A 23,420-nucleotide genomic window follows, 5' to 3' on the forward strand; every position below is an offset into this window, starting at 1 on the left:
TGATCATGAACAAAACTATTATTGAAACCCGGGATATCTCCAAACGTTACGTGATGGGTAGTGAAATTATTGACGCCCTAAAATCGGTGACAATTACCGTTAAAAAGGGCGAATATGTTGCGTTTATGGGGCCGTCGGGTTCGGGCAAATCAACGCTGATGAACATCGTTGGCTGCCTGGATACGCCCACCTCCGGTACCTACATCCTGAACGGACAGGATGTTAGCAACATGAGCGAAAACGCCCTGGCGGAAGTGCGAAATAAGGAGATTGGTTTTGTGTTTCAGACCTTTAACCTGCTGCCCCGCCAGACGTCGCTGGAAAATGTGGCATTACCGCTTATCTACGCGGGCTACAGCAAAGCCGACCGAACCGAAAAAGCCATGCTGGCCCTCAAAAATGTGGGGCTGGACCACCGGGCGGGCCACCGGCCCAACGAGTTATCCGGTGGGCAACGCCAGCGGGTGGCCGTGGCACGGGCGCTCGTAAACGATCCGAGTATTTTGCTGGCCGACGAACCCACGGGAAACCTCGATACCAAAACGTCGTACGAAATCATGGATTTATTCGATCAGATCCACAGCAAGGGCAATACCGTGATTATGGTGACGCACGAAGAAGATATTGCCGAATATGCCCACCGAATTGTCCGGCTGCGCGACGGGTTGATTGAAACCGATCGCGCCAACGCCAATATTCGCAAAGCCCGGGCTTTTATTCAAACCGCCGACGAATCCTGAGCTGAGGGCAGTCAAAATGATGAAGCGGAATCGGGAAAGCTAAAAAATGTTAAATCCGGAGGGACTATCCGCAAAACGGTTAGCTTGCGTTCTGAATAGACCGGCCTCCGGACTCGCATGAAAAAAGCATTACTTTCACTGCTGCTATCAGTTCTGATGACCCTGCCCGGAATGGCTCAGCACATCCGCAGCGGCTCGGTGATTGATCAAGTGACCCGAAAACCGATTGCTTCAGCAACGGTTCAGAATACCACCCTGCGCCGGGCCACAATGAGCACCGAAGCCGGACAGTTCCGGATAACCGCAGCCCCCAGCGACACCCTCTTAATTTCCTGCATCGGTTACAAACCCGTCCAGCTGATCGTTCCGGCTCAAGATCAGGAACTATCTGTCGAAATGGTGCAGGAGGTAAAGTTGCTGAACGAAGTAGTGATCAAAGGGTGGACTGAAAGCCGATTCAAAGAAGAATTTTTGAAACTAGACATTGCCGACAAACGGGTAATCGATATAAAAACCGCCCCGGACCTGGTCGGTAAGTCGCTGGGTAATGTGGGACGAATGGGGTACGATTACACCACACTTGCGCCCAAACTAACGATGAAAGGTCCGGTTTCGGCGCTCTACGGCAAATTTAGCAAAGAGGCTAAAAACGAGCGCAAACTTTTGCAGCTGAACCAGGCCGAAGTCAACAAACAACGCTACCATTCACGCCTGGACCCCGTCTGGGTTTCGCGCATCACGGATTTGAAAGAAGAGCGATTGACCGCTTTCCTGGCATTTTGTAAACTTCCCGAAAAATTTGTCCTCGAAGCCACCGAATACGATCTGATTGTGGCCATTCGAGGCTGCCTGAAAGACTTTCTGGTTCAGGAAAAAACGGAAAAAGGCTAACAAACCGTCTCGAACCCTCCCCTTTGCCCGCGCCTTGCCGTCGGGCATTCGACGTTTAGAAACAATTGGGCCATTACCGCCTGAACCGCCGTGTTAGGCTTTGTCAGGAATGCGCTAAAGCTTTCTTGGAGCTAAATGGTTTAATAATAAAGATAAAACCTAGCTCATCAGACCCGAATTAAACTCAACAAATTGCTTTTTTACAGGTTGTTAGATTATTTACCGTGGACAAAAGCAAGACGATGAAAGCCCGACTTACAATTGATGTAAACCGGAAGCGGCATACCGTTGAGGTCGACCCGGCCACTCCGCTGCTGTATGTTTTACGGAATAACCTGCAACTCAACGGCCCTAAATACGGCTGCGGACTGGAACAATGCGGAGCCTGCATGGTTTTGCTGGACGGAAAAGCCACGCCCAGTTGCCTGCTGCCCGTTAGTACCATCAAAAATCAGTCTGTCGTCACGCTGGAGGGACTAACCCAGGCCGACGGTAAGTTACATCCGGTGCAACGCGCTTTTGTGGAGCAGCAAGCCGCTCAATGCGGGTATTGCCTGAACGGGATGGTGATCTCGGCAACGGCCCTGCTGTCGGAACACAAACAACCCGACGACGCTACAATTCGGAAAGGAATGGAACGTGTCTTGTGCCGGTGCGGTACCCAATCCCGTATTCTTCGGGCAATCCGTCAGGCGGCTGACGAATCAAAACCGTGATCCGACATGAACGAACTCAAAACCACTTCATCCCTGTCGCGACGGAATTTTCTGAAAACAACCGGGTGCCTATCCATCGGCTTTTCTTTCGCCTGCCAGCCCCTGTGGGCTGCTTCTAAACCGCCGTTGCAGGACTCGCTACCAGGTTCATTGCGGCAACAACCCCAGATCAACGCCTGGCTGAAAATACTGGAAGACGGGCGCGTTCGGGTACTGACCGGCAAAATGGAATTAGGTCAGGGAGTCCGAACGGCCATTGCACAGGTTGCGGCAGAGGAACTGGACCTGGAACCGACTAAAATAGAGGTACATCTGGCCGAGACCGGTCGCACTCCGCACGAGGGCTATACCGCCGGAAGCGGCTCCATCGAGAACAGCGCAATGGCCGTCCGGTATGCCGCGGCTGCGGCCCGACAAAAACTCCTCGAACTGGCCGCTCAACGCTGGAACAAACCGGTGGATCAACTCCGGCTTGCGGATGGAAAAGTAACGACCAAAACCGGCAACGATCAACTGACTTTTGCGCAGTTGCTGAATGGTAACCAACTCACCGACGAGGTTCGTCTGCCGGTGACGCTCAAGCCCAAATCGGAATACCGCTGGGTCGGCAAAGCCATTCCACGCCAGGATATTGAAAAAATGGTACGCGCCGAAGCTGTATACGTGCAGGATATGCGAATGCCCGGCATGGTACACGCGCGCGTGGTGCGCCCTCTGGCCTACGGTGCTCAACTCCGTTCGGTCAATGAAGCCGCTCTGAAAAAAGCGGTTCCGGGAATTCTAAAAACCGTTCGAAACGGAAATTTCCTTGGCATTATTACCGTAGAGGAATACGAAGCTGTTCAGGCCCAGCTGGTAGCTCGTGAACAAGTGCGTTGGGAAAATGCCAAACCGTTGCCCAACGATCAGAAGTTATCCGATTACATCAAAACGTTACCGGTCAAAAGCCGAACGGTTAAGGAAACGGGCAACGTAAAAGCGCTCGACCAATCAGATACTAATACCCTAAAGGCCAGCTACTTCAAGCCGTACCACATGCACGGCTCGATTGGCCCATCCTGTGCCCTGGCATTGTATCAGTCAAATAAACTACATATCTGGACGCACAGCCAGGGAGTTTATCCGTTGCAGGAAGCACTGAAAAAAATGCTAAATCTGCCGGCGGACGCCATTCACGTTGTGGGTGTCCCGGGTTCAGGTTGTTACGGGCATAACGGCGCCGATGATGTAGCGGCAGACGCGGCCCTCCTGGCCATGGCCTATCCCGGCAAACCCGTTCGCTTGCAATGGTCGCGGGATGACGAACACGGCTGGGAACCATACGGCAGCGCCATGCAAATGAACGTGGAAGCCCGGCTGGATCCATCCGGAAAAATAACGCACTGGCGGTACGGTGTCTGGACCGATTCACACAGCACCCGCCCGGGCGGAGAACCGGGTAATTTACTGGCCGCCCAACTTCTTGAAAAACCGTTCAAACAACCGTCGTCGGGGTACAGCGGGGGCGGATACCGCAATTCGGAACCTTATTACGTTCTTCCAAACCAGAAAATTGAGGCTCACACTTTTGAAGGGCCACTGCGGGTGTCGGCTTTGCGCAGCCTGGGGGCTTATGCAAACGTGTTTGCCATTGAGTCGTTCATGGATGAGCTGGCCGAAAAGGCCGGAAAAGATCCGCTTGAATTTCGGCTGATGCACCTGGAAGACGACCGGGCCATAGCAGTAATCAAGAAACTCCAGGAAATAACCCGTTCCGAGAACCTAAAACCCGGCGAGGGAATTGGTTTTGCGTTTTCCCGGTATAAAAATGTAGCAACGTACTGCGCCGTTGCCGCTCGGGTAGCGGTGGATGTAAAAACCGGAAACGTACAGGTGCAGAAATTGTGGTCAGTCATCGACGCGGGCGAGGTGATCAACCTCGACGGAATTAAAAACCAGACTGAAGGCGGTATGATTCAGGCCGCTAGCTGGACAGTAAAAGAAGAAGTACAGTTCGACCGACAGCACGTGAGTAGTCGGGATTGGGTGTCGTATCCCATTTTCCGATTCAGTGATGTGCCCGAAACAGAGGTGGTTGTGATCAACCAACCTACCGAAAAACCGCTAGGCGCAGGCGAAGCCGCTCAGGGACCGACCGCAGCCGCAGTAGTCAATGCGGTGTACCGGGCCTGTGGTAAACGGATCCGGCATTTGCCCCTTCGCCCGGAGAAAATTGTGAGTTAATTTTTTCAGTATCAACGCTAAATCCAAACCAACATGGCCTTTTTAAAAAATTCTTTCTTGCTGCTGCTCGTCTGGCTGGGAGCGGCTTTTGCACCGCTGCACCACGGCTGGGCAGACTACGATCAGACTAAAGCGCTGGATTATTCCGGTACAATTGAAGAGGCAAAATATGAGAACCCGCACGCGACTGCCCGGGTGAAAGACAACGATAAAACGTGGCTGGTTGTGCTGGCTCCTACGAGCCGGATGCAGGAACGGGGCGTTAGCGCGGCTATGCTGGAAAAAGGCGCAACCGTTCGGGTGGTTGGCTACCCGCATAAAAAAGTCAAAAATGAAATGCGCGCCGAACGCATTTTTATCGACGGTAAGAAATACGAATTACGCCGATGAGCCCGGATCGTGCTGCCGGGTGGTTGCAGGCCATTGAAAACACCACGCTGGCGGTCGCCATTCGGCAATCAACCTGGCTTTATCCCGGGCTTGAAATCGTGCACATTATTGGCATTGTCCTGCTCGTAGGGGGTGCGTTTGTCTTCGATTTCCGGTTGCTGGGGCTTTCGCCCTTCATTCCGGTCACGAATCTGGCAACACACGTTTTGCCCTGGTCGCAGCGAGGTTTGCTGCTAGTTGTTCCGTCTGGGTTATTGCTTTTTTGTACGAACGCTGAAGCATTAGGCAACGATCCAATGTTTTGGCTGAAACTGCTGCTGATCGCCGTGGCTGGCGTTAATGTATTGATTTTTCACCGCATTACATTCCGGTCGACCGCTAGTTGGAACGATGGCAATATACCGATTGGAGCCAAAACTGCGGCTATCGTTTCGATTGTAGCCTGGCTGGCGACGATCGGTTGCGGGCGATTGTTGGCCTATTGAACCGAAAAGCCACTAAAAACAGAATCGCCAGCGCTGACTATCGCTGGCGATTCCTTTTGGAGATCTACCTTACCGAATCGGGGCCAAGTGCCAATCCTGGTCGGGGTCACAACGCTGATACGAAGTTTGCTTTTTCATGATGGTTTTTAATTTATAGTTCCTAATAATTTTAGGCAGGTTAGCACTTATTCTTCCGAAGCCTTCAGAAAGTTGCTAAGGGTTCATTGAGCCTGTCTCTCCCCCTTTCGGTATAAATCTCGAACCGGATTCCCGGAACTACTCCTGCGAGTAGGTGAGATGATGATGCAAATATAGAAGGTGATATTTTATAATGCAAACTAATTCTATATTATTTGTAGATTAATAAATCAAACACTTATTATTACTTAATAATCAACATATTACGAAATCCATTCTGATATACAGGGCTTCCATTCCAGCTTAGTTCCGTAAAGCTCTGGGAATTAAACTAACCATCTCGCTGAGCCGATGCTGCATTTGGTTACTTATTCACTACATCTCAATCCGTAACCAACCCATCAGGCGTCAGGTGAACAATCACAAAACGATCCGTCCGGTCAGTCAACAACCGATAGGTAATGACTTGACTCACAACTCCACCGTGGCGCTGGATACCCCTCCGCCCACCTTATGATCAGAAGGCACAAAAAAACCGCTCTGCTTCAGAGCGGTTTTTTCAAACAAATAATTTTTCAGCCTTGCTTGCTTAATCCTGGTAGCGGATCAAGTCGAGACCAATATCTTTTCGGTAATATTTGCCCTCAAATTGTACCGAACGGGCTGCTTTCTGCGACTTCATAACGGCATTTTCGAGGGAATTAGCCACGGCCGTCAGCGCCAGTACACGCCCCCCGTCCGTCAAAATATGCCCGTTGAAGCCCGGCTTTGTTCCAGCATGAAAAGCCGTTACGTCGTCCAAACCAGCCAACTCGGTAATGGATTTACCTTTTTCGTAAGCATCCGGATAACCACCCGATACCACGACGGTGGTTACGGCCGTTTGGGGTGATACCTGTAACTGGATTTTGTCGAGTTCTCCCTTCGCCGTCGCAATCATTAGCTCCGCAAAATCGTTTTGAATCCGCGGTAGCACGACTTCCGTCTCCGGATCACCCATGCGGGCATTGTATTCAATGACGTATGGCTCTTCTTTTACGTTGATCAGGCCAATAAAAATGAAGCCCTGATACCGAATATTTTCACTTTGCAAACCGGCTAACGTTGGCTTTACGATCTTCTCCTCCACCTTGTTCAGAAACTTCGCCGTCGCAAATTTTACCGGTGACACGGCCCCCATGCCACCGGTGTTGGGTCCTGTATCTCCCTCGCCAATGCGTTTGTAATCCTTGGCTTCAGGTAAAATCTTGTAATTGACGCCATCCGTCAATACAAAAACCGATAACTCGATGCCCCGCAGAAACTGCTCCACCACTACTTTATGCCCGGCTTCGCCGAAGCGTCCACCGGCCAGCATGTCAGTCAGTACAGATTTTGCTTCGGCGACGTTTTCGGAGATGATCACACCTTTACCGGCCGCCAGCCCATCTGCCTTAAGCACCACCGGCAACGAATGAGTTTCCAGGTAAGCCAGTCCTTCCTCGAGTGTTTCGGTCGTGAACGTACGCGACGATGCCGTTGGAATGCCATACCGCTGCATGAATTGCTTGGAAAAGTCCTTACTTCCTTCAAGCTGTGCTCCGCGTTGATCCGGCCCGACAATGCGCAGTTTTTCCAGCGCTTTTTTAGAGCGTAAATAGTCGACCAGCCCCTTTACCAACGGCTCTTCGGGGCCTACAATCAGCAAATCAATCTCTTTTTCCTGAATGGCCTGGGCAATGGCTTCCTGATCATTGAAAGCAATCGGCAGATTCGTTGCCACGAACGCTGTTCCGGCATTACCCGGTGCAACAAACAGCTTATGACACAAGGGGCTCTGGGCTATTTTCCAGGCAAATGCATGTTCTCTTCCGCCCGAACCAAGTATGAGTATATTCATTCTAAATGATGCATGATGCCCGCTGACTGGTCAGCGGGCATCATTTTAATTAGCAACTTCTGATAAAAACTTAATTCGCATTAACCGCACTTCTTCTTCTGTATAATCTTCGCCCGCAAACTCCCGCATCGCCACACCAATGTTGTCGGTTTCGGCCCGCATGAAGTAGTCGTAAATGTCGTCCTGCCGGTCGCTGTCCATAACCTGGTTGATGTAGTAATCCAGGTTCAGCCGGGTGCCGGAATAACAGATGTGTTCAATCTCTTCGATTAAATCTTCCATCGTCAGCCCTTTCGATTCCGAAATTTCTTCCAGATCTACTTTCCGGTCAATCTGCTGAATGATGAAGATTTTGACCTTCGATTTATTGACCATCGATTTGACCACTACATCTTTGGCCGTCTCGATATCATTCTCCTCTACATACTTGGCAATTAAGTCAATGAACGGTTTTCCAAACTTAACCACCTTGCCCATTCCAACACCGTTGATCTGAGCCATTTCCTCCCGGGTAGTTGGGTAGGTGGTCGCCATTTCCTCGATCGACGGATCCTGGAAGATCACATACGGCGGCAGGTTTTTTTCTTTAGCGACCTTCTTACGCATCGCCTTTAGCAGGCCCAGCAGCGCTTCGTCATACGCACCACCCGACGAGGTATTGGTATCCTTGTCTTCGTCCTCGCTTTTTTCCTCGCCCTCCTCGTAATTATGGTCTTTCGATAAGGTGATGGGATACGGATCTTCCATGTAGCTCTGCCCTTTTTGCGAAAGCTTCAAAACCCCGTAATTATCAACATCCTTATCCAAATACCCGTAAATGGTGATTTGCCGAATCAGCGAGCACCAATACGCCACGGTTTCGTTAAACTCTTTGCCTTTTCCGTAAACCGGCAAAGTGTGGTGCTCGTAACTAGTAATGTACTGGTTTTCCGTACCAGTCAAGACATCGGCCAGGTGAGGAGCGTCAAATCGTTGGTCCGTTTGCAATACGGTTTGTAGAGCCAGTACAACCTCCTCCTGGGCTTTGAACTTATCGGTCGGCTTCATGCAATTGTCGCAAAAACCGCAGTCTTTTTCCTGGTACTCACCAAAATAACTCAGCAGCTGTCGACGACGGCAAACACCGAGGTTGGCGTACGACACCATTTCCATGAGCAGGTGCTTGGCGTTGTCGCGTTCCGTTACGGACTTATCTTTGTTGAATTTTTCCAGCTTGACAATGTCATCGTAGCTGTAGAACATCAGACAGTTTCCTTCCAGTCCGTCGCGACCCGCGCGCCCGGTTTCCTGGTAATACCCTTCGAGTGACTTGGGCGCATCGTAGTGAATCACAAACCGTACATCCGGTTTGTCGATCCCCATCCCGAACGCAATCGTAGCGACAACTACATCAACGTCTTCATTCAGAAACGCATCCTGATTGGACATCCGTGTCTGTGCATCCAGTCCGGCATGGTACGGCAACGCCTTGATATCGTTGACGTTCAGCAACTCCGAGATTTCTTCGACGGTTTTTCGGCTCAGGCAATAGACGATTCCGGACTTGCCTTTGTTGTTTTTAATGTACCGGATCAATTGCCTTTTCGCATCTGCTTTTGCCCGGATTTCGTAGTAAAGATTCTTTCGATTGAATGAAGTTTTATAAATGTGAGCATCCTCCATCTGGAGGTTTTTCTGGATATCCTGCTGTACTTTGGGCGTGGCTGTAGCCGTCAGCGCAATCACTGGCAAATTGCCGATATTATCAATTATGCCCCGGATTTTACGGTATTCGGGCCGAAAATCGTGTCCCCATTCCGAAATACAGTGCGCTTCGTCAATGGCCACAAACGATATATTGGCTTTCTTCAGAAAATCCAAATTTTCTTCTTTCGTCAAAGACTCAGGGGCAATGTAGAGCAGTTTAAGCGTTCCGTTCAGGGTATCTTTTTTTACTTTGCTCATTTCGGCCTTGCTCAGGGTCGAATTCAGGAACTGAGCATTGATACCAAAGGCATTCATTTGATCCACCTGGTTTTTCATCAGGGCGATCAGGGGAGAAATGACAATGGCCGTTCCATCCGAGGAAATAGCCGGAAGTTGGTAGCACAGGGATTTGCCGGCACCTGTGGGCATAATTACAAAGGAATTGATACCCGCCAGAATATTATGGATAATGGCTTCCTGGTCGCCCCGGAATTGGCTAAATCCAAATATTTCTTTCAGTTTCTCTTTTAAAGATAGCTGTACCGAGGAGTCTATCTGCGTTGTCATCTCAAAAAATTACGGAAGTTACTGCACGTTTTTAGGTTGTATCTTTGCCTTTATAAAATTAGTTAAAAACCGATTGACAAAAGCAACATTGAAATTAGTAAAAAAAAATATTCAGTTGACAGCCCGACAGGTTTTGCTTGCTGAATCCGATGCGATCCGGCAGGCGGTTGACGCTATTGACGAGCAGTTTGAACAGATCGTTCATACCATCCTGCAAAGTTCGGGCCGGGTCGTGGTTACCGGTATTGGAAAAAGCGCCTTAATCGGACAAAAAATTGTTGCTACGCTCAACTCCACCGGAACCCCCGCGTTGTTTATGCACGCGGCCGATGCCATTCACGGCGATTTGGGCATGATACAGGCCAACGATGTGGTACTCTGCATCTCCAAAAGCGGCAACACACCCGAAATTAAAGTACTCGTTCCTCTTTTGAAACGAACCGGCGTAACCCTCATCGCGCTGGCTTCCCAAACCAATTCGTACCTCTGTCGGCAGGCCGATTTTGTTCTGAAGGCCTCCGCCGAAACCGAAGCCGACCCGCTCAATCTGGTCCCAACCACCAGCACAACCGTTGCGCTGGCATTGGGCGATGCGCTGGCGGTTAGCCTGCTCAACGCCCGGGGATTTACCAGTCAGGATTTCGCCCGTTTTCACCCCGGCGGTTCCCTGGGCAAAAAACTGTATTTAAAAGTTAGTGATATTTATCCACACCACGAAATTCCAACGGTTTCTCTGCGGGCGTCCATTCAGGAAGTCATTCTGGAAATGACCTCCAAGCGATTGGGCGCAACGGCTGTTGCCGATGAAAATGGCCAGCTGGTGGGAATTATCACCGACGGTGATTTACGCCGGATGCTCAATCGTTTCAGTGCGTTACAGCTTGAACGGCTTTGCGCTTCTGACATCATGACGCCCTCTCCCCTCTGCATTCATCCCGACGAATACGCCACCCATGCCCTCGAAATCATGCAAAACCGTAGCATCACGCAATTGATCGTCGCCGTTGATAACCAAATCAAAGGCTTCGTTCATCTACACGATTTGCTGAAGGAAGGACTTATTTAATTCAAAATTAAGCGTTAAAAGTTATGAGTTGTCTGACGCCTTCCGCTCGACTTTATTCTTTTAACCCTTCATTCGCTTAGCGCAGTCGGTTCGACTCCTGGACCAGTTTTTCGTCCCGGCGAATGAACCGATTAGCCAGCATATTTAAAATCAGCGCGGCAACGATGGCAAAAAAGCCGATGCCGAAATTGCCCTGATCGTCCGGATTAAAAAAATCTTTGCCTTTATAAAGTGTCAGATATAGGACAAAACCCATGATCGCCGTCAGCAAAATCGCGTTGACGGCACACATTCCCATTTGCAGCAACCGGTTGCGGTATTTGAAAATGGTAAACAGCGAAACCCCGGCGACAGCAAGGGCCATAACAGCCAGATAATACACGGGAGTGATTTCGGAGCTAACTCCTTTGGTGTAAACCAATCGGAGAGCGGTCAGACTAACCGTTTCGTTCGGTGCCAGGCCGGCTTTCTCCCAAATCGGAAAAGCCAGCACTACGCCCATACACGCGACAATCAGGAACAGAAATATGGTTTGAATGCGTTGAAGCATAATATAAAATTTTTGAGCTTGCGAAGATACAATGAGGAATACTGAAAAGAAAACAGAATCGCGCGTCGTTTTAACCGCAGATGGTTCTAGTTCGGTTTATAATTCCGAATTCAACCAGCATTACCACTCGATTTTCGGTGCTTTGCAGGAGTCACAACGGGTTTTTATCGAATTGGGGCTGGAAACCGCTTTCGAGCGATTTGACACAATCCGTGTTTTTGAGATGGGTTTGGGCACCGGCCTGAATGCGATTTTAACGGCTTTGGAAGCCGAAAAGAAGCAGCGAATGGTAAGCTATACGGCCGTAGAAGCCTTTCCGTTGCCGCCGGAAGAAGCCCGCCAGCTTAATTTCGATGAATTGCTGCACACCAACCGCGTCATCGCCTTGCACGAAGCACCCTGGAACCGCCAAGTTGCCATCACGCCGTACTTCGATTTATTCAAATACGAAGGTCGTTTGCAGGATTTCCAGACGGAAGAACGGTTTAATCTCGTGTATTTTGATGCCTTTGCGCCGGAGGCCCAGCCGGAACTCTGGACGTCCGAAATTTTTGCGCAGATTGCGGCCATGCTACAACCGGGTGGTATACTGACGACGTATTGTTCGAAAGGCTACGTGAAGCGGAACCTGAAAGCCGCCGGTTTTTTGGTTGAAAAACACCCGGGCCCTGCCCGGAAACGGGAAGTTCTCCGGGCCATTAAAGCCCTTTAGGCGCACGATTTTGCGGAATCAATCCGGTAAGAATGAGGTGATCAGAGCAGCTATATGTTCCAGCGCCCGCTGGTCAACTTCGCTGAAATCATTGAGCTGGTCACTGTCGACATCCAGCACCATCGCAACTTCGCCGTGCTGATCAAAAACCGGTACGACAATTTCGGACTTCGACAGCGAACTACAGGCAATATGCCCCGGAAACTGCTCGACATCCGGCACCAGAATGGTTTCTTTGCGTGCATAACTGGCTCCGCAAACGCCTTTACCGAATTGAATGCGAGTGCAGGCAATGGGACCCTGAAACGGTCCCAGCACGAGTTGATTTTCTTTTTTGAGGTAAAAACCGACCCAGAAAAAACCGAAGGCTTCTTTCAAAGCTGCGGCAATGTTCGCCAGATTGGCGATCAAATCGGGTTCCTGCTCAGTCAGCGCCCGCAACTGCGGCAGCAGGCTTTCGTAAAGCTCCGAGCGTTGGGTAGTTTTCGGAAGCGTCAGCGTTTCAGCCATAATCAGGCGGTAACTTTTTTAAAATACCGCTTCAGCCACGAGTCACCAGCCGGAATCTGCCAGTTGTTCTCCAATTCACGTTTCGTTGCTACCAGATTGTTGAAAACCGTGGTTTCGGGCGCGAGACGTCCTTCGGCCACGGCGGCTTTGATCTGGGGCAAGGCAACGGTTTCAATACTGCCATCGGCTGTTACATAAGCTGCCGAACGGTCGAAGAAGTCAGTATTCAATTTCTGACCGATCTCCCGCACCCAGCGTACTGAAGAATCGATAGAGCACCCACTCGGCAAATGATGCCCTTCATCAACGGCTACAATCAGAAACCGGTTGTGCAGCAATTGTGCCGATCCCAGCAAAGGCGTCCCGTGAGCAGCCCAACTCTCCACAGCGGGTTGCAAATCAGTCTCTATAGCCGCTACTTCGGCGTTGGTCAATGGGCGGGCGGCCTGGTAAACCCAGACGCGCGCAGTATCAGGAAGTTGGTTAAATGAAGTCCACATGAGCTTACTTAGTTTGGAGAAGAGTAAATCCGGGATCTTTTTCGCCCCATACCCTCACCCTTCTGCCTACGCTTTTACAAACTCTGCGCTTTGGCAACGAGTTCCGCCAGGTCGTAGACTTTGACAGAATCTTCGCGGTCTTTGTTCTTAATTCCGTCGGACATCATCGTCATGCAGAATGGGCAGGCAACGGCAATGGTATCGGCCCCGGTTGCCAGGGCTTCTTCCGTGCGCTCGACATTAACATCTTTTCGGCCCGGCTCGGGTTCTTTAAAGTACTGCGCCCCACCTGCTCCACAACACAATCCTTTGGTGCGGGAACGCTTCATTTCGACCAGATCTGCATCCAGCGCCTGTAACACCTCGCGGGGTGCTTCATACACTTTATTGGCCCTTCCCAAATAACACGAATCATGAAACGTAATCCGTCGGCCCTTGAAATCGCCCCCGCCTTTCAGGGTTACTTTGCCTTCATTGATCAGTTGCTGCAAAAACTGCGAATGGTGAATGACTTCATAATTTCCACCCAGTTCCGGATATTCGTTCTTCAGGGTATTGAAGCAGTGTGGGCAGGCCGTCACAATTTTTTTAATACCGTAGCCGTCCAGCACCTGAATGTTGGCCATCGCCTGCATTTGGAACAGGAATTCATTGCCTGCCCGCCGGGCCGGATCACCCGTACAGGTTTCTTCCGTTCCCAAAACCGCGAATTTGACGCCGATGTGGTTCAGGATTTTGACAAAAGCGATGGTTACTTTTTTATACCGATCATCGAATGATCCGGCACATCCCACCCAGAAAAGGATTTCCGGTGCTTCGCCTTTCGCGGCCCAGTCCGCCATTGTCGGCACCTGGTATGTTCTATCTGCGGCCATAACTTATAAAATTCAGAGATAGCTAACGGGAACGTTTGTATGCCGGTGTTGCCCGTGACCAACAACTTGGTACAGAACCCCCATAAAATACACCAAACAGCCGACGAGGCCGATCTCCATTGCGTATTCAATCAAATGATTCAACGAATGTAAATGGTTCCAACGGGTGTAAATGGGCATGTTCAGCCGCCACCAATACGTTGGATGCACAACAATTAAGGCATTAAATACCAGTAATACGGCGATATGTCGAAAGTTTTTTAAATCAATGACACTGACCAGCATCGGCATCAGAAAAATGAAAGCATAATTACTGAATGAGCTCTTATGAATAAACATCATGAAACAAAAACATAGGCACCATAAAACCGGCAACGCTTTTGAATAACTCATCCGCTGTTTCAGCACCATAGCGCCTAACGACGCCACCCCAATGGTTAACCCAACCCCGATCCAACTCAGGGCCGTGGCATATGGCCGGAAATCGCCGATTATAGGGCTAATCAGCGTCCATACATTAGGTGCAAACGGTATATCGGCAAACGCCAATGGTGTCAGAAACTTGTCGCCGACCAGCACGATCAGAACCGCCAGCACCGGCAAGCCTGTCAATGCCAATCCCATCACATAACGAATGGGTTTGTTGACCAGAAACGACATGGGAATGATGATCAACAACGCCAGGGCTTTGGTAGTCATCAGCGCCAGTGCCATCACCACCCCAATCCAGAAACTATCGCAGGTGCGCTGCCAGACCAGAATGGAAACGACGCCGAACAGCCACATCCAGATGTCTTCCTGACCGCCCAGCACACAAAGGACCAACGGGCCGGGCAATGTCAAATACGCCAGCATCCGCACAAAAATATCCCGAACATTTGAGCGGTAGATGCGCCAGGTCAGCCAGAGTGCCAGCCCTTCCATCAGAATCATCTGAAGAATCACGGCGTCGGCGCTCTTCCAGAGCCAGAGCAGCAACGTGGTTGCATACGGAAATAACGGGCTGTAGGGCGTCCAGAAATCGCGGTAAACGACCTGCCCCTGCATGGCTTTCAGGGCCGCATCGTAAAAGACCGGCACGTCGGACTTTGATTCCAGTTGCAGCAGTACATAGACGGTCACAAAGGGCACGACGCGGAATAGCACAAAAAACAGGGCCAAAAAGTTTTTTTGCTGAGGACCCGTTATCCGGTCAAAAAGATCCCGAAAACGCAACAGTCCAATGGTGACCGCTGACGCCAACAGTGCAATTGCTATCTTGAAAATCAGTACTGACATATAAGTAAGATAACGCCCGCAAGACCGATAAATTTTTCCAAGACAAATCAGGGAGTCACCGTACGCCCTAAAAATCAGCCCTCTTCCGGGCAATACCGGTATTTTCTTTGCTTTTTACCACAATAAAGCCGCTATTGGTTGACCTGATCAGCCCAGTTAAAACGATCGCCCGGCGAAAACTTCCACGGTGCCATGTTGTTTTCGACGTTGCTGAACATGGCATTCCAGGAGGCTGGTGCCTGCGCTTCTTCCATGATTTTATACCGACGCAGTTGCAGAATAATCTCCAGCGGATTGATATTGACGGGACATTCCTGCACACACGCCTGGCAGGTAGTGCAGGCGTTTATCTCTTCGGCCAGAATGTAGTCGCCCAGCAACGTTTTCCCATCGTCGTAATCGGCACCGTGCTGCTGCCAGCCGCGCTGAATATCTTCCAACCGGTCGCGGGTATCCATCATGATCTTGCGCGGAGACAGCTTTTTACCCGTGATATTGGCCGGACAAGCCGCCGTACAGCGCCCGCATTCGGTACAGCTGTAGGCATCCATCAGGTTTTTCCACGTCAGATCCTGAACGTCTTTGGCCCCAAATCGTCCCGGATCGGCGGGTGTTTCTTCCGGATCGGCCTGCGCAATACCCAGCGCCAGTTGAACTTCCTTCGTGATCACCGGCATGTTTTTCATCTCCCCCTTGGGTTTCAGGTCGGAAAAATACGTATTGGGGAAGGCCAGCACGATGTGAAGGTGTTTTGAATAGGTCAGATAAACCGCAAAGAACAGAATGCCCAGAATGTGGAACCACCACGTCAGCCGCTCGCAAATGATCAGGGCCGAATCACCCCAGTTGGTAAACAACGGCATTAGAAATTGACTGATCACAAACGGTTCGATGCCTTTCAGGTCGGCATAATGCCCCACTGCCCGTTCGCGCAGGACGCTATCCGACGCATTCCAGAGCAGGAATGCCGTCATCAACAGAATTTCGAAGACCAGAATCAAAGCCGCATCGGTCCGGGGCCAGCGAGCCATTTCGCGGTGGCGCTCCTGTTGAAAACGGGGCACCTTCGTGACAAACCGTCGAATCAGAAAAACCGCGCAAACGATCCAAACACCCAGGGCCAGAATCTCAAAGGTGTTGATCAGGAAGGGGTAAACCGTTCCAAGAAAAGGGGCAAAAAGCCGATGCGTCCCCAACATACCATCAAGTATGATTTCCAGCACTTCGATATTGACGATGATGAAGCCGACATAAATCACAAAATGCATTAACCCGACGGTCAGGTTGGTCATCATCTTTTTCTGCCCGAAGGCCACACGCAGCATAATGTTCAGTCGCTCATTGGGCTGGTCGGTACGGTTTTCGGGCTGCCCGAGTTGAATAGCACGCCGAATGAGATTGACGCGTCGAATCAGGAACCAGGCCGCGGTGGCCAGGGCGGCTACAAATAAAATTTGTTGAAGAATTGTCATTGTATTTGGTGTAATGAAAAAAACTACTACCTTTGCACCCACAAAAAACACCACTTGTGCTATCCGGTGATGTAGCTCAGTTGGTAGAGCAAAGGACTGAAAATCCTTGTGTCGGCGGTTCGATTCCGTCCATCACCACCTCAAAGCGAAGCAGTTACGGCGAAAGTTGTAACTGCTTTTTTATTTTGGTACAACATGGCGCTTCGGTGTTTTGTTGGCAACAAGATAAGGGCAAATAAACGCAAGGTCTCTTCCGGCGCAAAGAAAAGATTTGAAAGTTTTTCGAAAAACCGCCCAGCGTCTTCTTGCGTAAGCCGACCCATTTTGCTGCTTCCCTGGCCAAACCGACAGGCAATCACCTTTTTTTACAATTACAGCGGCCCTTTCGTAAGCCTTACTCCTACACACGGTTTCAGCATCTTTATGCGTTTATAACAAAATAATCTTCTGATTAGCGAAAAGCTTTGATATTTTTGTTCTAGTAAAACTATAGCCAATGAAACGCCGTACTGTACTTAAAAACCTGATTGCCGCAACCGGTAGTCTGGTCGCCCTGCCTGCTTGGGCTACTGGCTGGACACCCGAAACCGTTGGTCAGACCGCTTTTGTTTCGCCCAGTGAAGAAATGATGCTGGCCGAAGTGGTTGAAACCTTTATCCCCGAAACCACTACGCCCGGCGCCAAAACCCTGAAGGTGCATCAGTTCGTTTTACGGATGATTAACGACTGCTATGATCCTTCAGTCCAGGATTTACTGAAACAGGGACTCGTCAAAACCGACGAACTGGCCCAGCAAACCTACAGCAAATCATTCACCGCCTGCGATACGCCCCAACGCACCGACCTACTGCGCCAGCTGGGAGCAGCAGCGGAACCCACCACCAAACAATTTGCGGATCTGGTCAAAGGGCTGACCATCCGGGGTTACACCGGGTCGGAATATTACATGACGAACGTGCAGAAATACGTCATGGCACCCGCTTTTTACCACGGTTGCGTGGATATTGTTAACAACTGATCCTTCCTCTTTCCATGTCATACTTCAATATTGATTCGGTCAAAGACCGCACCTTCGATGCCATTGTCATTGGCTCGGGTATCAGTGGCGGCTGGGCCGCTAAGGAACTTTGTGACAAAGGGTTGCGCACGCTCGTACTGGAACGGGGGCGCGATGTCAAACACGTCACCGATTACCCCACAACCATGACCCCACCCTGGGAATTTGAACATTATGGACAAATCCCGAAGGCCCTGAAAGATGCCAACCCGATTGCCAGCCGGTGTTATGCTTTCAATGAAGATGCCGCTCATTTTTTTGTAAAAGACGCTGAGCACCCTTACATCCAGGAAAAACCGTTTGACTGGATTCGGGGCTACCAAGTAGGGGGTAAATCACTGATGTGGGCGCGCGGTACCCAGCGTTGGTCACAGTACGATTTTGACGGCCCGGCCCGTGACGGTTTTGCGGTTGAATGGCCCATGAGTTATGCCGATCTGGCCCCCTGGTACAGCCATGTAGAACGGTTTATCGGTGTGGCTGGTAACAAAGATGGTTTGGCACAATTGCCCGATGGCGAATTCCTGCCTCCCCACGAACAATCCTGCGTCGAAAAACACTTCTCCGACCAGATGGCGACGCATTACAAAGGTGCCCGTCCTATTATTATCGGTCGTTGTGCGCACCTGACCCAACCGAAAGAAATTCACTTCAAACAAGGACGTGGCCAGTGCCAGAACCGCAGCCTCTGCCAGCGCGGCTGCCCGTATGGAGGCTATTTCAGCAGCAACTCTTCGACGCTCCCCTGGGCGGCCAGAACCGGCAAATTGACCCTCCGGCCGGATTCGGTGGTTCACTCCATCATTTTTGACGAGAAGAAAAATAAGGCGTCCGGTGTGCGGGTAATCGATGCGCACACAAAAGAAGCGACGGAATACTACGCCCGCATCATTTTTGTTAATGCCGCTTGCCTGAACTCGAACCTGATCCTGCTCAATTCCAAATCAAACCGCTTCCCGAACGGTTTGGGCAACGACAACGGCTTGCTGGGCAAGTACATGGCCTTCCACAACTTCCGGACAACCATTTCGGCTGAATACGAAGGATTACTCGATAAAACGACCGCCGGTATCCGCCCCAATGGTAGTTATATTCCCCGATTCCGCAACGTTTTCAAGCAGGAAACCGACTTTTTGCGGGGTTATGCCGCCGGATTCAGCGGCAGCCGGATCAACTCCGCCGATACGTCCGGCGTTGGAGAAGACTTAAAAAACAGTCTTTTCAATCGCAAATACGGCAACTGGCGGGTCGGCTCACACATGATGGGCGAAACCATTCCCAAAGAAGAAAGCTATCTGGCGCTCGACTCAGAGCAGAAAGACGCCTGGGGCATTCCACTCCTGCGGGTGTCGGTTGGTTACGACGACAACGACGAAAAAATGATCCGGGACTTCCACGAGCAGATGACCGAAATGCTGACGCTGGCCGGTTTCACCAACATTCAGACCCACGACAAACCCGATAAAGCGCCCGGCCTCGACATTCACGAGATGGGTGGTGTTCGGATGGGCAAAGACCCGAAAACGTCGCTGCTGAACAAGTGGAATCAGTTCCATAACTGCAAGAACGTCTTCGTTACCGACGGTGCCTGCATGACGTCCACATCCACTCAGAACCCGTCACTGACGTTTATGGCCATCACGGCACGCGCGGCCAACCATGCGGTGAGTGAGCTGAAGAAGAAGAATCTGTAACGAACAAACCAGTTTAGCGTAAAGAATACCCTATTTGTTGGACTGATCGCCAATGAATAGGGTATTTTTTACGATCACTATTTCCACAAAACCGAAACCGCAATAATAGAAATCGCCAGGATCAACTGGACCAATACTTTTAATGTAAAAGGCTGGCCGTAATGAATTGGATACAGAATACTACCGGCAATGACACCCGTGACAAAAAATAGAAACCGATTCGACCACATGGATCCGTTAAACCCTGCAACACCGTATTCAGACGCTTTTATCCAAACCCACGCGCAACCAACCGCCAACAAATATGGAATCGGTGACTTTATCCATCGTTCCGACTTGAATTGCCAGTACATGATGTACCAGTGCCCAAACGATCCTAGGAGAAACAGAAGGGTAGATGCGAGAATCTTAACATAATTCATGCTGTCTTGAGGCAGGGAGTAAAAAGCTTTGTCTGTTAACGTAAGAAACTGCAAGTAAGTAACTTATCAATCGACTTGATACGTAAAGGGCTGGTTGTGACAAAATTTACTCATTGCTAATCTCGCAGAATAGACACCTTATTTATCAGACAAAACATTTATTAAAAAAGGACCAAAAATTTGGTCCTTTTTGTCTTCCAATACGGTTATTACTGCTTCGTATAATAAGGGTCGAGAAACAGATAACGCGCCCGGTCTTTTTCCGTTTCCAACCGCGTGTTCACGTCGATTTGCATATACTGCACGCTGTTACCGCTGTTGATGGCGGGCCAGTTGGGCAAACCGGCCCCGTTTGGGTTGCCGTTTTTGATAAAGTTGGCGAAAAAATTCTGCATCACTTCCGAAACCTTATGGTCTTCGGGCGTCCAGGCATACACTTTGTTTTTCGAGAGATTGCCCATGGCGTATTCAATTTCGGCGGAGTGGACCGCACCCCGCGCGGGCGGAATCTTCACCGCATTGGCATCCGTCGATTTGACCACACCTCCGGCCAGGCCGGGAGCTGCGTTGCCCATTTCGGGCACCATCGCCGGACGCGGACGGGAATAATAGTACCGGTACACGGGTTTGTTACCGCCAGTCTTGCTTTGTAAATCCGCCCACTTCCAGGTACTGTAAGCCAGAAAACGGTCGCCGGCCAACGCCGTCGCCGATTCCAGCACTTCCTCTTCCGTCGAACCCGGATACAGCTTCAACACTTCGTCGGCCTTGTCGTTATACAGTTTTTTTACCGCATTGGCGTAATTTTCGGGTGTCGGTTTTTCCTGCCCCAGAATAGCGCGGGCGTTCATCTCCTCTGAGTTCCAGCCAGCCAGCAAAGGTATCTGCGCCTGTTCGCCCGCTTTGTAAATTTCCAACGGGGCTTTTGGAAAGAAATACCCATCGACCGTCGCACTGAAACGGGGTATATTGGGCTTTCCGGTGGCTTCGAGCAACTGCTCAGCTGGCATTGCCCGCAACTCCGCCAATGAATTCGCGCCAACGGCTTTGGCAAACGCCAGACCGGCTTCTTCGCCGGTATTGAGCGGCACCGGGGGCAACCCGCCCAACAACGATCCACTTTCACCAATCGCTCCGGCAATGAGTCCTTTCGATAACGGTGACGCCATCAAACCGCTCACCGCAATTGACCCCGCCGACTCTCCGGCAATGGTCACCCGTTTGGGATCTCCGCCAAAAGCGGCAATGTTTTGCTGCACCCAGCGCAACGCAGCCGCCATATCCAGGTATGCATAGTTGCCCGACGAGCGATGGGATGATTCTTTCGTCAGCTCCGGGTGCGCCATAAAGCCAAACACACCAAGACGATAGTTAACTGTTAGGGCCACCATCCCTTTCGTGGCCATGCTTTCGCCATCGTAACGCCCTTCTGAGCCGTCGCCCGCCATAAAACCGCCCCCGTAGAAATACACCAGCACCGGTAGTTTTTCCTTCGCCGATTTGGCGGGGGTCCAGACATTCAGGTAAAGGCAATCTTCACTCATACCATCCGATCGAAAACCCATGTCGCCAAAAATAGGACGTTGCATCGCCCGCGGACCAAATTTGACGGTTTTCCGAACGCCCTGCCAGTTCTTGACGGGTTGCGGTTCTTTCCACCGCAATTCTCCCACAGGTGGCTGGGCAAACGGAATACCTTTGAAGGCCCGGATACCGCTGGATTCGGTAACGCCCTCTACCACCCCATTGACGGTTTTGGCTTGCGGAGTCTTCGTCGACTGCGCATCCGCAATCTGGGTGGTTAAAACAGTTGATACGAGCAAGGATAAAAGAGTTTTCATGATCATTCTATTTCATCTATGAATCCAGCCGCTGCTAATTCAGCGCCCGTCAGGAGCAATAATACGGATTTACCTTGATACTATTTACGACTGGGGAAACGTGAAAACATAATTATTATCCCATTAAATCCTACCTATTTCCAATATATAGCTTTTAAACCTGAAATGTCTTGAAGACCTGCCAGGTTTGATTCGCTACCTTTGTAGGATCTTATTTCCTGTTATGCAAATTCAACTGACTACCAGCCCCTCATCAACAGCCGAAACGCTGGTGATTCCCGTTCAACAGACGGATACAGTAGCGGATACGCTTCATACACTAGCCAACCGTCTCGGTTTGAACGCAGCGGTTTTACAGCACGATTTCAAAGCCGACTTCCGGGAAATCCTGCCCTTTTACCAACCCGACGGGCGGAAAACCTACTTCCTGGGTCTGGGAAAAGAGACGACGGCCATCGGCTGGCTGCGGGCTTTCCGCGACTTGTTTTTTCGCCACAAAAAACGGTTTACCTCCATAGTGGCCGTCGACTTGAGCGGTTTTGATCCGGAAGTGGTTGAAAGCGTGGTGATCGGTATTCGCTGGGGAGGGTACGACCTAAAGCTCCACGGTTCGGAGAAGTCGCAACCCGACGGTTTTTATGGTGGCGAAGGAGAATTATTTATTATCGTTGCCGATGAGCAGCGGGACGGTGCCGCCGAGGCCCTCCAGCGCGCCGAAGCCATAGCAGATACGCACCGCCAGATGCTGGATCTGATGAATTCGCCTTCAAATTACAAAATCCCGCAGACGCTGGCCGATTGGGCTACGGCTTCCGGACAACGGTACGGCTATTCCGTAACGGTTTTCGACCAGGCCGAAATCGAGCGTCAGGGGCTTCAGGCGCTCTTGAGCGTGAACAAAGGCAGCGCCCATCCGCCGGTTTTCATCATTGCCGAGTACAAACCCGCCGATCAGCCGGATGCCAAAACCGTCGGGCTGGTTGGCAAAGGCATTACGTTTGATACGGGTGGAATTTCCATCAAACCGTCGACCAACATGCACCTGATGAAAAGCGACATGGGCGGAGCCGCTGCGGTATTGGGTACGCTGGAAGTGGCCGCCAAACTCCGGCTGCCGGTTCACCTGATTGGTATTGTTCCTTCTACCGAAAACATGGTCGATGGGCAGGCGACCAAACCCGGCGATGTTATTGGTTCCTACCTGGGCAAAACCATTGAAGTAATTGATACCGATGCCGAAGGCCGCATTATACTGGCCGACGGCCTGGGCTATCTGGTGCGTAATTTCCAAACCGACGTTTTAATTGATCTGGCGACGCTCACCGGCAGTGTTATTTCCACGCTGGGCTACCATGCCGCCGGTTTGTTTAGCAACAACGACGAACTAACGGCGCAACTCCAGCAATCGGCTCGGCAAACGGGCGAGCAGGTTTGGCCATTGCCGCTCTGGGACGTGTACAACGAAGACATTCAATCGGACGTAGCCGATCTGCGAAATTTCAGCGGAAAACCGATGGCGGGCGCCATCAGTGCCGCCAAGTTTCTGGAAGTATTTACGGAATCGCATCCGGCCTGGGCGCACCTGGACATCGCCGGAATGGCCTTTACAGATACCGAGTTTGGGAGCCAGAAAAACGCCACGGGATTTGGCATTCGGTTGTTGATCGATTTTCTACGAAATCTGTAACGTTCAAGGGTTGAAATGGTTAATTTGCTGGCGTTCCAACC

21 protein-coding genes, 1 tRNA gene and 1 riboswitch are annotated in these 23,420 nt (G+C 50.7%); of the genes, 12 read left to right on the forward strand and 10 right to left on the reverse strand.

Going from position 1 to position 23,420, the window contains the following annotated elements; all coding sequences use genetic code 11:
- Positions 1-5 precede the first annotated feature (5 nt).
- The 6 genes from ACYVH9_RS19185 (at position 6) to ACYVH9_RS19210 (ending at position 5,445) form a co-directional block, all read left to right on the forward strand.
- Positions 6-740: an ABC transporter ATP-binding protein gene (locus tag ACYVH9_RS19185; RefSeq protein ID WP_460637995.1), complete on the forward strand. Its 735-nt coding sequence runs from the start codon at positions 6-8 to the stop codon at positions 738-740.
- Positions 741-857: 117 nt separating this feature from the next.
- Complete coding sequence (locus tag ACYVH9_RS19190) at positions 858-1,631, forward strand: carboxypeptidase-like regulatory domain-containing protein (RefSeq protein WP_460637996.1); 774 nt, start codon at positions 858-860, stop codon at positions 1,629-1,631.
- 242 nt (positions 1,632-1,873) lie between these two features.
- Complete coding sequence (locus tag ACYVH9_RS19195; protein WP_460637997.1) at positions 1,874-2,347, forward strand: (2Fe-2S)-binding protein; 474 nt, start codon at positions 1,874-1,876, stop codon at positions 2,345-2,347.
- Positions 2,348-2,353: 6 nt separating this feature from the next.
- A complete protein-coding gene (locus ACYVH9_RS19200; protein WP_460637998.1) occupies positions 2,354-4,570 on the forward strand; it encodes a xanthine dehydrogenase family protein molybdopterin-binding subunit in 2,217 nt (738 codons plus the stop codon).
- Between the two features lie 33 nt (positions 4,571-4,603).
- Complete coding sequence (locus ACYVH9_RS19205; RefSeq protein ID WP_460637999.1) at positions 4,604-4,960, forward strand: DUF6152 family protein; 357 nt, start codon at positions 4,604-4,606, stop codon at positions 4,958-4,960.
- Positions 4,957-5,445: a DUF6644 family protein gene (locus ACYVH9_RS19210; RefSeq protein ID WP_460638000.1), complete on the forward strand. Its 489-nt coding sequence runs from the start codon at positions 4,957-4,959 to the stop codon at positions 5,443-5,445. Before ACYVH9_RS19205 ends, ACYVH9_RS19210 begins: the two co-directional genes overlap by 4 nt.
- A gap of 148 nt (positions 5,446-5,593) precedes the next feature.
- Positions 5,594-5,702, reverse strand: a riboswitch (SAM riboswitch).
- Positions 5,703-6,172: 470 nt separating this feature from the next.
- On the opposite strand, the gene purD is transcribed toward ACYVH9_RS19210, so the two are convergent.
- On the reverse strand, positions 6,173-7,462 hold the full coding sequence (purD, locus tag ACYVH9_RS19215) for a phosphoribosylamine--glycine ligase (RefSeq protein ID WP_460638001.1): 1,290 nt from the start codon (positions 7,460-7,462) through the stop codon (positions 6,173-6,175).
- A gap of 45 nt (positions 7,463-7,507) precedes the next feature.
- Complete coding sequence (recQ, locus tag ACYVH9_RS19220; protein ID WP_460638002.1) at positions 7,508-9,715, reverse strand: DNA helicase RecQ; 2,208 nt, start codon at positions 9,713-9,715, stop codon at positions 7,508-7,510.
- Between the two features lie 88 nt (positions 9,716-9,803).
- On the opposite strand from recQ, the gene ACYVH9_RS19225 reads away from it, so the two are divergent.
- On the forward strand, positions 9,804-10,781 hold the full coding sequence (locus ACYVH9_RS19225) for a KpsF/GutQ family sugar-phosphate isomerase (RefSeq protein ID WP_460638003.1): 978 nt from the start codon (positions 9,804-9,806) through the stop codon (positions 10,779-10,781).
- Positions 10,782-10,857: 76 nt separating this feature from the next.
- Here ACYVH9_RS19225 and ACYVH9_RS19230 read toward each other — a convergent pair whose 3' ends face one another.
- Positions 10,858-11,331, reverse strand: a complete 474-nt coding sequence (locus tag ACYVH9_RS19230; RefSeq protein WP_460638004.1) for a DUF4293 domain-containing protein — start codon at positions 11,329-11,331, stop codon at positions 10,858-10,860.
- A 31-nt stretch (positions 11,332-11,362) separates the two neighbouring features.
- Here ACYVH9_RS19230 and mnmC2 point away from each other — a divergent pair, with 31 nt between their 5' ends.
- A complete protein-coding gene (gene mnmC2 / locus ACYVH9_RS19235) occupies positions 11,363-12,043 on the forward strand; it encodes a tRNA (5-methylaminomethyl-2-thiouridine)(34)-methyltransferase MnmC2 (protein WP_460638005.1) in 681 nt (226 codons plus the stop codon).
- 18 nt (positions 12,044-12,061) lie between these two features.
- On the opposite strand, the gene ACYVH9_RS19240 is transcribed toward mnmC2, so the two are convergent.
- From ACYVH9_RS19240 to ACYVH9_RS19260, 5 genes are all read right to left on the reverse strand, one after another.
- A complete protein-coding gene (locus ACYVH9_RS19240; protein WP_460638006.1) occupies positions 12,062-12,553 on the reverse strand; it encodes a GAF domain-containing protein in 492 nt (163 codons plus the stop codon).
- 2 nt (positions 12,554-12,555) lie between these two features.
- Positions 12,556-13,053 (reverse strand): hypothetical protein, encoded by a 498-nt coding sequence (locus ACYVH9_RS19245; protein WP_460638007.1) that lies wholly within the window; start codon positions 13,051-13,053, stop codon positions 12,556-12,558.
- A gap of 74 nt (positions 13,054-13,127) precedes the next feature.
- Positions 13,128-13,928: a (Fe-S)-binding protein gene (locus ACYVH9_RS19250; RefSeq protein WP_460638008.1), complete on the reverse strand. Its 801-nt coding sequence runs from the start codon at positions 13,926-13,928 to the stop codon at positions 13,128-13,130.
- 12 nt (positions 13,929-13,940) lie between these two features.
- Positions 13,941-15,206 carry a hypothetical protein gene (locus tag ACYVH9_RS19255; protein WP_460638009.1) on the reverse strand — a complete coding sequence of 422 codons (1,266 nt, stop codon included), beginning with the start codon at positions 15,204-15,206 and terminating at the stop codon, positions 13,941-13,943.
- 131 nt (positions 15,207-15,337) lie between these two features.
- Complete coding sequence (locus ACYVH9_RS19260) at positions 15,338-16,678, reverse strand: 4Fe-4S dicluster domain-containing protein (protein WP_460638010.1); 1,341 nt, start codon at positions 16,676-16,678, stop codon at positions 15,338-15,340.
- Between the two features lie 65 nt (positions 16,679-16,743).
- Between ACYVH9_RS19260 and ACYVH9_RS19265 the strand changes: the two genes are divergently transcribed.
- The 3 genes from ACYVH9_RS19265 to ACYVH9_RS19275 all read left to right on the forward strand — a co-directional run bounded on the left by ACYVH9_RS19265 (position 16,744) and on the right by ACYVH9_RS19275 (position 19,429).
- Positions 16,744-16,816 (forward strand) — tRNA-Phe (locus ACYVH9_RS19265).
- Positions 16,817-17,174: 358 nt separating this feature from the next.
- A complete protein-coding gene (locus tag ACYVH9_RS19270; protein ID WP_460638011.1) occupies positions 17,175-17,696 on the forward strand; it encodes a gluconate 2-dehydrogenase subunit 3 family protein in 522 nt (173 codons plus the stop codon).
- Positions 17,697-17,710: 14 nt separating this feature from the next.
- Positions 17,711-19,429 (forward strand): GMC oxidoreductase, encoded by a 1,719-nt coding sequence (locus tag ACYVH9_RS19275; RefSeq protein WP_460638012.1) that lies wholly within the window; start codon positions 17,711-17,713, stop codon positions 19,427-19,429.
- Between the two features lie 77 nt (positions 19,430-19,506).
- Here the strand turns inward: ACYVH9_RS19275 and ACYVH9_RS19280 are convergent, their stop codons facing one another.
- Together ACYVH9_RS19280 and ACYVH9_RS19285 are read right to left on the reverse strand one after the other, a co-directional pair.
- Positions 19,507-19,659, reverse strand: a complete 153-nt coding sequence (locus ACYVH9_RS19280) for a hypothetical protein (protein WP_460638013.1) — start codon at positions 19,657-19,659, stop codon at positions 19,507-19,509.
- 401 nt (positions 19,660-20,060) lie between these two features.
- Entirely contained in the window at positions 20,061-21,692 is a 1,632-nt protein-coding gene (locus tag ACYVH9_RS19285; RefSeq protein WP_460638014.1) for a carboxylesterase/lipase family protein, read from the reverse strand.
- Positions 21,693-21,915: 223 nt separating this feature from the next.
- On the opposite strand from ACYVH9_RS19285, the gene ACYVH9_RS19290 reads away from it, so the two are divergent.
- Positions 21,916-23,379, forward strand: coding sequence for a leucyl aminopeptidase family protein (locus ACYVH9_RS19290; RefSeq protein ID WP_460638015.1), 1,464 nt, complete (start codon positions 21,916-21,918; stop codon positions 23,377-23,379).
- The last annotated feature ends 41 nt before the right edge of the window (positions 23,380-23,420 follow it).

This window comes from Larkinella harenae (assembly GCF_054780515.1).